The following is a 10,607-nucleotide window of genomic DNA, read 5'->3' as shown; positions in this document are numbered from 1 at the left end:
TAGAGTTAGATGCGATCTGGCCATGGCATCTAGGTTAGGTTGCCCAGCCCCGTGGCGGCCATTCGCCACGCCTTTCAGGTGGGAGTGCTTTTGTTCGAGCTTGCTGCGCTTCCGGAACCTCCGCTCGCTCGCAGTGCCGTGAACCGGGACGCGGACGCGCGCGTTCGACCGGAACTGTTCGCCGAACTCGCGCGCGACCCGGACTGCCGCGTTCTCCCGCTGTGGAACGGCAAGGCTCCGATGGTCGGCGACCGGCTGGCTCTTTTCCCAGCAGACGCCGCCGCCGCCGCAGAGCTGCTCTGCTACCTCGGCAGGACCACCGAATCCGGATCTGGCGCCGCGGTCGGTGCTCCGATCCTCTCCGCCGTGATGAGCGACGAGGGCGCCGCGGCGATCGAACCGGACCCGGGACGCTGGGTGTCGCTTCGCGAGTCCGGCAATTCACTGGGGAACGGGGACTCCGCCCTGATGACCGCGGCTCTTGCCCTGGCCAACTGGCACGCCTCCTCAACGAACTGTCCCCGCTGCGGAGCAGCCACCGATCCGGAACTCGCCGGCTGGGCGAGACGCTGTCCCGCCTGCCAGAACCAGACCTTCCCCCGAACGGACCCGGCCGTGATCGTTCTCGTCCTCGATGACGACGACCGACTTCTGCTCGGATCGAACGTCCTCTGGCCTGAGGGACGCTATTCACTGCTCGCCGGCTTCGTCGAGGCGGGGGAGTCGCTGGAGAGCGCGGTCTGCCGTGAGATCGCGGAAGAGTCAGGGCTGAGGGTCGAGAACCCGCACTATCTGGGCTCACAGCCGTGGCCATTCCCGCGGTCCATGATGCTTGGCTTCTCCGCTCGTGTCGCCGCCGGGGTGGACCCCGACGACCTCCAGCCGGACGGTGAGGAAATCGTCGACCTTCGGTGGTTCAGCCGGAACCAGCTCCGCAAGGAGTCCGCCACCCTGCTCCTGCCGGGCAGGACCTCGATCGCCCGGGATCTGCTCGACCTGTGGCTCGTCGCCGACGGTGGGGGGAACCTCGACGAATCGGCTCGAACTGCGTCCGCCGCATCCGCAGGCTCTCGGGCATGAGCGGCACCGAACCCACCGACCTCCTCGCTGGACTCGATGACGACCAGCGCGTCGCCGCTGAAGCCCTGCGCGGTCCCGTCTGTGTGCTGGCCGGGGCCGGGACAGGCAAGACGCGGGCCATCACCCACCGGATCGCGCATGGGGTGGCCACCGGAACGTATGCGGCGAACCGGGTGATGGCCCTGACCTTCACGAACCGGGCAGCGGCGGAACTCCGCGGCCGGCTCCGCCAGCTCGGCGCCGGGGGAGTCGCCGCGCGCACCTTCCACGCCGCGGCGCTCAGCCAGCTCAACTATTTCTGGCCGCACACCGTCGGCGGCATCATGCCCGCGCTCATCACGAGCAAGGGAAAGATGCTCGGGCACGCCGCCGAACGGCTCCACCTCAAGCTCGACACGGCAACCCTCCGCGACATCGCCGCCGAAGTGGAATGGCGCAAGGTATCCGGGCTGAGCGTCGAACAGTACGCCGCCGCGAACCGGCCGGCACCCCAGAACCTCACCGTCGACCAGGTCGCGGCGATGCAACAGGCCTACGAGGACCTCAAGGACGAACGCCGTCAGCTCGACTTCGAGGACGTTCTCCTCGCCTGCGCCGGGATGATCCAGACCGAACCGGCTGTCGCCATGCAGGTGCATGAGCAGTACCGGTTCTTCGTCGTCGACGAATACCAGGATGTGTCGCCGCTGCAGCAACAACTCCTTGAACTGTGGATCGGCGGCAGAAACGATGTCTGCGTGGTCGGTGACGCCAGCCAGACCATCTACTCCTTCGCTGGAGCGAAAAGCGACTTCCTCCTCGATTTCCCGACGCGACATCCGGACGCCACCGTGGTGCGTCTGGAACAGAACTACCGTTCGACGCCGCAGATCGTCGACACCGCCAACCGGCTGATGCGCGGCCGGCCCGGGGCGCTGAGCCTGCACGCCAGCCGCAGCGCCGACAGCCACCGTCAACCCGACATCACCTCATACCCGAACGACATCGCCGAGGCGCGGGCGATCGCCCAGTCGGTGCTCGAGCAGATCGCCGCAGGGACCAAACCGGAACACATCGCCATCCTCTACCGGGTGAACGTGCAGTCCGCTGCACTGGAAACCGCACTCGGTGACGCCGGTATCCCCTACCTGCTGCGCGGCAGCAAACGGTTCTTCGACCTGCCCGAGGTGCGGCAGGCGATCATGGCGCTTCGCGGAGCATCCGTGTCGATCACCGGCGAACCGCTGTTCAAGTCGGTCAGCGATGTGCTGCGCTCACTGGGCTGGACGCAGGTCGCCCCCGAGGCCGCCGGCGCGGTGCGCGACAAGTGGGAGTCGCTCAACGCGATCATGGGGCTCGTGGACCAGGCCGCGCCGGGCACGACGTTCCGCCAGTTCACCGACGAATTGCTGGAGCGGCAGGCTGGCCAGCACGAACCGACGGTGTCGGCGGTGACTCTCGCGACCCTGCACTCCGCCAAGGGACTGGAATGGGATGCCGTCTATCTGCTCGGTCTCAGCGAGGGTCTCGTCCCGATCAGCTACGCGAAAACCTTCGAGCAGGTCGACGAGGAACGGCGGCTTCTGTACGTGGGTATCACCCGTGCCCGGTCCCGGTTGTTCATGTCTTGGGCGGAGCACTCAGGACGGTCTCCGCAGCCGCGGGAACGTTCACGTTTTCTGACAGAGATCGGCATCCGCATTCCGGGTGCGGCCGGTGCGCGGTCAGGCTCCCAGACACTCGGAACCCGTCGATCCTGAGCGACGCCGAGACCAGGTCGTTCGAGCCGTTCCCGAGTCGCGCCGTCACGATCCGGGCCGCCCGCGCGCTGACTTCGCTGATCAGCGGTTCCTGCTCCGCCAGCGAGGGCTGGCCAAGGAGCTGCGACGCCATCACCGGCCATGCGGCATCCGCGTCTGTGCGTTCCCGAGCCAGGCAGTGCAGGCAGGGGCCGGCGCCCGGCTCGACCAACGGGCCGATCTGCACGCCGATGTCGGTGTAGATCACCGCAAGGTGGGGGATGTCGAGGCTCAGCCAGCGCACATACCGCCGCGGGTCGATGACATGGGTCGAGACGAGCACGGCGAGCTCAGGTGGCCCTGCAGGGTCCGCTCCGGTTGCCTCAGGGAACTCGGATGAACGGAGAAGGGAACGGATGCCGTCGGCCGTCTTCCCCTCGCCGTCGACGATCCACCCGGGTCTCCTGCTGTGTGGTTCGGGGGCGAGGAGCGCCGGGGTGATGTCGCTGAGGAACCGATCCACCTCTGACGGTCGGGCGCCGACGCGTGCGGCCAGCACCTCGAGCTGCTTCCGGCTGGTGCCCGCCATCACCGCGCCGAGCAGGTGTTCCAGGGCCGGTGTGATTCCGTCGAGCCGAGCGATCGGGTGCTCGGCGCCGATCTGCAGGGCCGTGGGAGTGCGCCAGACGATCGGGTAGCGGGGATCGAGTCGGAGGATCATGCCGGAGATCATGCCCCATGCTGCGCCCCGGCGTGCACGTTATCCACAGTGGCTCGTGCGGTCGAGAACTGTCAGATGTCGCTGCGGGAATTGAGGGGTCCCGAACGGTCGCTCGTGTTGCGTTAGAAACCTGAAACCGCCTGCCCGGGGACGACTTTTTGGGCCCCTTCGCCGCCGAGTGGTCCGACTGCGCTCCGGCTCAGACCGCCGGCGGAGCGTCGTCCTTCGACGGGCCCTCTTCGCCTCGGAGGAGGTCCTCGAGCGCCGTGTCGAAATCGTCAGGCTCAGGAACCTCGCCGCGGGCACGTGCTTCGAGGCGTGCGATCAGCGCCGCCGGATCGTCGATGTCGTCACCGGTTGGAAGGACGTCAGGGTGAGCCCACAGGGCGTCCCGTCCCTCGTCGCCGACGGCATCCGTGATCTGCTGCCACATCGCTGCCGCCTCCCGGAGCCGGCGCGGCCGCAATTCGAGGCCGACGAGGGTGGAGAACGCCGACTCGGCAGGCCCGCCGGTGGCGCGGCGACGGCGAACCATCTCCGCGATCGCGTCGGCCTTCGGCAGCCGGGATGTCGCACGGGCAGTCACGACATCGACCCAGCCTTCGACCAGGGCGAGGGTGGTTTCCAGCCGGGCGAGCGTGCCCAGCTGCGCATCCGTCTTGGGCGGGATCAGCGAACCGTCGACCATGGCCTGGCGCAGTTCCTCCGGATTCGACGGGTCGAAGCCTTCGGCGAGACTCTCGAGCCGATCGGTGTCGATCCGGATGCCGCGGGCGAACTCGGTGATGGACGAGATCAGGTGCAGGCGCAGCCACCGCGCGTGCCGGAACAGGCGAGCGTGGGCGATCTCGCGGACAGCCAGGTACAGGTGGACCTGGTCGTCCGGAATGTCGAGACCCTCGCCGAACGCTGTCGCGTTCTGCGGCAGGATGGCGGCCTGGTTGTCATCGAGCAGGGGGATGCCGATGTCGCCACCCGAGACCGCCTCTGTGGAGAGCTGGCCGACGACCTGCCCGAGCTGCATCGCGAACAAGGCGCCGCCGATGCTCTTCAGGAGCGCGCCGGCGTTTTCGACCATGCCCTGGAACTCCTCGGGAGCCTGGTCGCGGAGCACACCGGTGAGAGCATCCGAAATGCTCGTCGCAACCGGTTCGGCGAGCTGGCTCCACACCGGCATCGTCGCGCGAGCCCATTCGGCCCGGGTGAGAAGCCTTGGCACGTTCGTCAACTCGCTGATCCCGGTCACATCGTCGAGCCAGAGCGCGGCAACCGAGAAAGCCTGGTCGAGAGCTGCACGCTGCGCGGTGCTCGCGGGAACAGCGTCGTTCGTAGCAAGGGAGACGGCCTGGTCGGTGGCGGCCTGCCAATTGATCTTGCCGTCGCCGGCACCCTGGAGAGCGTTTCGAAGCTGGCTGATCATGGCGTTGACCGAGGCAGGGTCACCTGGGAGGCCCGCGGCTCCGGCGAGCTGGCTGGGATCGATGCCGGCGTTGCCTGCCAGGAACTGCCGCAGCATGTCGCGGAACTCGTCCTCGGGGTTTTTGTCGGATTCGTCGGGCACAGAGGCCACCTTTCAGACAGCATTCGGTTGCGGGATCTACGCTAGTCGTTGATCCCCTGAGATTCGCGTGGCTGCCCGTGGCAGGTGTCCGCCCGCCGCGAACACCCCGAAAGGCACGATGAGTCTGTTCAACGAACACCCGCCCGAATCCGGAGCGCAGGCGCTGTACTCAGAGGCCGAAATCGCGGGAATGGAGTCCTCCCGCCGTCGTCGTAACCGCGGCTGGCTGGCGCTCGCCGTTTCCTTCGTGATCCTTCTGGGGCTCTCCTTCTGGCCGACGTCGTACGTCATCCAGCAGCCGGGGCCGGTGTTCAACACGCTCGGCTCGGTCACGATCAAGGAGAAGGAAGTTCCGCTCGTGACAGTGGAGGGCGTCGAGACCTACGAAACCAGCGGTTCGCTCGACATGCTCACCGTGCAGGCGGTCGGCAACTGGGAGACCCGGCCGAACTGGTTCGAAGTTGCGCTTGCCTGGTTCGCACCGAGTAAAGCCATCGTTCCCGTGGAGTCGGTGTTCCCCGAAGGCGTGACGACGGAGCAACGCAAGGCGGAGAACGCGGCGCTGATGGTCGATTCCCAGCAGGATGCCATCGCGGCGGCCCTGACCGAACTCGACTACGAATTCCCCGCCCAGCTCGCCGTCGGCCAGGTGGCCGATGGTGCGCCGGCGGACGGCAAACTCAAGGTCGACGACGAGATCCTCGCGGTCAACGACGTCGCCGTCCCTGACCTGGCTTCTCTGCGCAACGCGATCGCCGAAAACGGTTCGGAGTCCCCGGCCGTATTCGAGGTGGCGCGCGCGGGAGTGCCGACCACGGTGTCCATCACTCCAGTCCCGGCCACAGCGGCAGACGGGGAGAAGACGAGCATCATCGGTGTCGCCACGAAGGTTCTCTACGATTTCCCGGTTGACGTCACGATCCAGCTCGACAACGTCGGCGGGCCGAGCGCTGGCATGATGTTCGCCCTCGGAATCATCGACAAGATGACCCCAGGCGAGCTCAACGGCGGGGAAAGGGTCGCGGGAACCGGCACGATCGACGCTGAAGGCGTTGTTGGGCCGATCGGCGGCATCCGACAAAAGCTCTACGGGGCGGTCGACGCGGGTGCGGACTACTTCCTCGCACCGGAGGCGAACTGTAACGAAGTCGCCGGACACGTGCCAGACGGCCTCCGGGTCCTCAGCGTCGCCACGCTCGACGACGCGCTCGCCGCGCTGGACGCGGTCGCCACTTCCGACGGAATCGACGCTCTGCCCGCCTGTGAGCTCCAGGAAGCAGCGGGCTAGCTCCCAGCCACCAAAGGCTGCGCGCCCCATAGACTTGTCACAGAACCCGAAAACTGACAGAGGCCACACGTGACAACCGCTCCATCAGCATCAGCCCGTCCCACACCGAACCGCAGCAGAGCTCCGCTCGCCATCACGGCAGCTGTGGTCGGCGTGCTGGTCGTTGCATTCTTCATCTTCGCCGGGTTGTACTCGGACTTCCTGTGGTACCGGCAGCTGGGCTTCTCCACTGTGCTGACCACCCAGTGGGTCGCCTCTGCGGTCATGTTCGTGATCGGTTTCCTCGGGATGGCTCTCCCGGTCTGGGCGAGCATCATGCTCGCCTACCGCCTGCGCCCGGTCTACGCGAAACTGAGCAGCCAGCTCGACCGGTACCAGGAACTTGTCGAGCCGCTCCGTCGCCTCGCCACCTACGGCATTCCGATCGTGCTTGGCCTCTTCGCCGGGTTCGCCGCGGCGACGCGCTGGGACGTCGTTCTGCTGTGGCTGAATCGCACTCCCGTCGGCAAAGTGGACCCGCAGTTCGGCCTCGACGTATCGTTCTACTTCTTCGAGCTTCCGTTCTTCCGTGGCCTCGTCGGCTTCGCGTCCGCCGTCGTCCTCCTCGCGACGCTTCTGACCATCGCGGTCACCTACCTGTACGGATCGATCCGCGTCACCGGCCGCGAGCTGCGCATCTCGAAGGCAGCCCGCATCCAGATCGCCATCCTCTCTGCGCTGTACATCGCCCTCCAGGCGGTGTCGATCTGGCTCGACCAGTACGTCACGCTCAACCAGACCGGTGACCTCATCACCGGGGTCAACTACACGGACGACAACGCCACGATCCCCGGCCGGGTCATTCTCGCCGGCATCGCTGCGCTGGTCGCCGTGCTCTTCCTCGTCACGGCGTTCATCGGCCGCTGGCGTCTGCCCGTCGTCGGAACGGCCCTCCTTCTCGTCGCCGGCCTCCTCGTCGGCACCGCATACCCGTGGGTCGTCCAGCGCTTCCAGGTCGACCCCAACGCGAAGTCGCTCGAAACGCCGTACATCCAGCGGAACATCGACCTCACCCGTGACGCGTACGACGTTGCGGACCTCGAGGAGATCCCGTACAACGCCACCACGGATGCGACCGCAGGCGCACTGCGCGAGGACGCGGAGACCACGGCGTCCATTCGAATCATCGACCCCGCGCTCGTGAGCCCCTCCATTTCACAGCTCGAGCGCTTCAAGAACTACTACGCGTTCGCGCCCACCCTGGACGTCGACCGTTACCAGGTCGACGGTGAAAGCCAGGATGCCGTCGTGGCGCTCCGCGAGCTGCGCCAGGACCCCGATGACACCTGGGTGAACAACACGTTCGTCTACACCCACGGCTACGGACTCGTCGCCGCTTACGGCAACCAGCGTTCGGTCGACGGGCAGCCCGTCTTCCTCGAGTCCGGGATCCCGACCTCCGGAGCGCTCGGGAAGTTCGAACCGCGCATCTACTTCGGCGAGGCGTCCCCCGAGTACTCGATCGTCGGCGCACCGAAGGGCAACAATCCGGTCGAGCTCGACTTCCCGTCCGGCGAGGACGGCGCCTCCGAGACGTACAACACGTTCGAAGGGGACGCAGGACCCAAGCTTGACTCGGTGCTCAACAAGCTCGTCTACGCACTCAAGTTCCAGTCGGAGCAGATCTTCCTCTCCGATGACGTGACCAGCGAATCGCAGATCATGTACGACCGCGACCCCGCAACACGCGTCAAGAAGGTTGCGCCGTACCTGACGCTCGACTCCGACCCGTACCCGAGCGTCGTCGACGGCCGTGTCGTCTGGATCGTCGACGGGTACACCACCTCGGACGCCTACCCGTACTCACGCACCGTCGGCCTCTCCACCGCGATCGCCGACTCAGCGACGAACGACCAGCGGTTCGCGCTCGACGACATCAACTACATCCGCAACTCGGTCAAGGCCACGGTCGACGCATACGACGGATCGGTGACCCTGTATGCGTGGGACACCGAAGACGCCATCCTCAAGACCTGGCAGAAGATTTACCCGTCGACCCTTCAGCCGATGTCTGAGATGAGCGGCGATCTCATGAGCCACGTCCGTTATCCGGCGGACCTGTTCAAGGTGCAGCGCCAGATCCTCGGGCAGTACCACGTAACGGATGCCGGTAAGTTCTACTCCAGGACCGACGCCTGGTCGACCCCAGCCGACCCACAGTCCGAGGCTGCGGAAGCGGCCCTGCAACCGCCGTATTACCTGACCCTGCAGATGCCGGGCCAGGAATCGCCGACCTTCTCGCTGTATTCGACGTTCGTTCCACGTGGGACGGGCGACAGTGCCTCGAGTGTGCTGACCGGGTATCTGGCGGTGGATGCGGACGCCGGTGCCGAGGCAGGCCAGCCGGGAGACGGATACGGGAAGCTGAGGTTGCTGACGCTGCCGAAGGACGTGACAGTGCCAGGGCCCGGGCAGGTGCAAAACGCGTTCAACACCGACCCTGAGGTCTCCTCGCTGATCAACCTGCTCAAGCAGGGGCAGTCGAAGGTGCTCAACGGTAACCTGCTGACGCTCCCGGTCGGTGGCGGACTGCTCTACGTGCAGCCCGTGTACGTCCAGTCGACCGGTGAGACCAGTTACCCACTGTTGCAGAAGGTGCTCGTGGCATTCGGTGACCAGATCGCCTTCGAGGACACCCTGGATCAGGCTCTGGATTCGCTCTTCGGTGGAGACTCCGGTGCGGATGCCGGTGACGGCAACACGCCTGGTACCGGTGCCCCGGCCCCGGAGACGCCGACGGAACCGACCGAGCCGACCGAGCCGGGCGCGGAGCCGTCGACGCCCACAGAGCCGGGCTCAGGTGACCCCGCCACCGACCAGGCGCTGCGCGCTGTGCTGGCCGAGGCGAAGACCGCGATGGACGACAAGTCCGCGGCTCTCGCCGAAGGCGACTGGGCCGCGTACGGCGAGGCTGACGCCCGACTCAGTGACGCCCTCGGCAGGGCACTCGCCCTGCTCAACCGCTGACCGACACGGTAGCGTGGGGAGCGTGACCGGAAATCCGTCAGGCTCCCCGCGCAGTGTCGATCTCCGATCAGGGGAGTGGCTCGACGCCAACCGTGCCCATTGGGACGAACGCGTTCCCATCCACGTGGCCAGCACGTTCTACGACCAGGGGCCCCTCCGTGCCGGCGCGGGGCGGCTCAGCCGGGTCGACGAGGCAGAACTGTTCAGGCTCTTCCCCGGCGCCGACGGACGATTCGACCTGTCGGGCAAGCGGGTGCTGCATCTGCAGTGCCATTTCGGGGCGGACACGCTGACGCTGGCCCAGCGCGGAGCATCCGTTATCGGTCTGGATTTCTCGATGGCCGCGGTCCGGGAGGCACGGAAGCTCGCAGCGGAGCTCGGTCTCCACGAGCAGTCCCGGTTCCTCGCATCCAACCTGTATGACGCCAGGCATGCCCTGCCTGAGCCGGATTCGTTCGACGTCGTCTTCACGACCTGGGGCACGATCTGCTGGCTGCCGGACATCGCCGAGTGGGCACGCATCGTCGAATGGTTCCTCAAACCAGGCGGCGTCCTCTACTTCGCCGACAGCCACCCCTCGGCCCAGGTGTTCGACGCAGACCCGGAGAAGCCCGACACGCTGCCGGTGTTCCGCTTTCCGTACGCCGATGATGCGCCTGACGTCTACGACGAGGCCTCCGACTACGCCGATGAGACGGCAGTGCTGAAGAACACCCGCGGGTGGGAATGGGCACACCCGCTGTCACAGACCGTCGGGGCCCTGCTCGACGCGGGACTGAGCCTCGACCGGCTTGCCGAGCACGACGAACTTCCCTGGCGGATGTACCCGTATCTCGTTCCCGTCGGCGACGGCATGTTCGGCTGGCCAGACAAGAGCTGGCTGCCGCTGGCGGTCAGCCTGGTCGCCTCCAAGCCAGGGGGAGGATCGTCGTGAACGTGAGTCATCGGTGCGGTCTGACACGCCGTGGCGTCGCGGGTCTCCACGGGAGCAGGGCGGCGAAGCCGAGCAGGAGAGCGGTCTCCCACGGTCGGACACGTGACGTCAGCAGAGATCCGCCGTCGCCGATTCGCGCTCCCTCAATTCCCGTGCTAGAGTTTCTTCTTGTGCCGCGGGGTGGAGCAGTTCGGTAGCTCGCTGGGCTCATAACCCAGAGGTCGTAGGTTCAAATCCTGCCCCCGCTACTAAAATCGCACAGCGAAGATCTCGAAGTGGATTGCTTCATAGTGCTAGTC

Annotated in this window: 6 protein-coding genes, 1 tRNA gene and 1 pseudogene; 6 read left to right on the top strand and 2 right to left on the bottom strand. The window is 66.5% G+C overall.

Translation table 11 applies throughout. From position 1 onward, the window contains the following. Window positions 1–51 precede the first annotated feature (51 nt). Window positions 52–1,080, top strand: coding sequence for an NAD(+) diphosphatase (gene nudC, locus ACLQ62_RS13620; protein ID WP_411722171.1), 1,029 nt, complete (start codon window positions 52–54; stop codon window positions 1,078–1,080). Next, window positions 1,077–2,819, top strand: coding sequence for an ATP-dependent helicase (locus tag ACLQ62_RS13615; RefSeq protein WP_411722170.1), 1,743 nt, complete (start codon window positions 1,077–1,079; stop codon window positions 2,817–2,819). Before nudC ends, ACLQ62_RS13615 begins: the two co-directional genes overlap by 4 nt. Here the strand turns inward: ACLQ62_RS13615 and ACLQ62_RS13610 are convergent. Both ACLQ62_RS13610 and ACLQ62_RS13605 read right to left on the bottom strand, forming a co-directional pair. Next, a pseudogene (locus ACLQ62_RS13610) lies at window positions 2,758–3,387 on the bottom strand (hypothetical protein); the annotation flags it as partial. The gene ACLQ62_RS13615 and the pseudogene ACLQ62_RS13610 overlap by 62 nt on opposite strands. A gap of 331 nt (window positions 3,388–3,718) precedes the next feature. After that, window positions 3,719–5,080 (bottom strand): zinc-dependent metalloprotease, encoded by a 1,362-nt coding sequence (locus ACLQ62_RS13605; RefSeq protein WP_411722169.1) that lies wholly within the window; start codon window positions 5,078–5,080, stop codon window positions 3,719–3,721. Between the two features lie 118 nt (window positions 5,081–5,198). Here ACLQ62_RS13605 and ACLQ62_RS13600 point away from each other — a divergent pair, with 118 nt between their 5' ends. The 4 genes from ACLQ62_RS13600 (at window position 5,199) to ACLQ62_RS13585 (ending at window position 10,556) form a co-directional block, all read left to right on the top strand. Continuing rightward, window positions 5,199–6,368 (top strand): PDZ domain-containing protein, encoded by a 1,170-nt coding sequence (locus tag ACLQ62_RS13600; RefSeq protein WP_411722168.1) that lies wholly within the window; start codon window positions 5,199–5,201, stop codon window positions 6,366–6,368. A 69-nt stretch (window positions 6,369–6,437) separates the two neighbouring features. Beyond that, window positions 6,438–9,374: a UPF0182 family protein gene (locus tag ACLQ62_RS13595; RefSeq protein WP_411722167.1), complete on the top strand. Its 2,937-nt coding sequence runs from the start codon at window positions 6,438–6,440 to the stop codon at window positions 9,372–9,374. A gap of 22 nt (window positions 9,375–9,396) precedes the next feature. Further along, a complete protein-coding gene (locus ACLQ62_RS13590) occupies window positions 9,397–10,308 on the top strand; it encodes a class I SAM-dependent methyltransferase (RefSeq protein ID WP_411722166.1) in 912 nt (303 codons plus the stop codon). Window positions 10,309–10,482: 174 nt separating this feature from the next. After that, window positions 10,483–10,556 (top strand) — tRNA-Met (locus tag ACLQ62_RS13585). Window positions 10,557–10,607 lie beyond the last annotated feature (51 nt).

It is taken from the genome of Mycetocola sp. (genome assembly GCF_046716805.1).
GTDB lineage: Bacteria > Actinomycetota > Actinomycetes > Actinomycetales > Microbacteriaceae > Mycetocola_A.
This window is presented reverse-complemented; position numbering and strand designations above follow the sequence as displayed.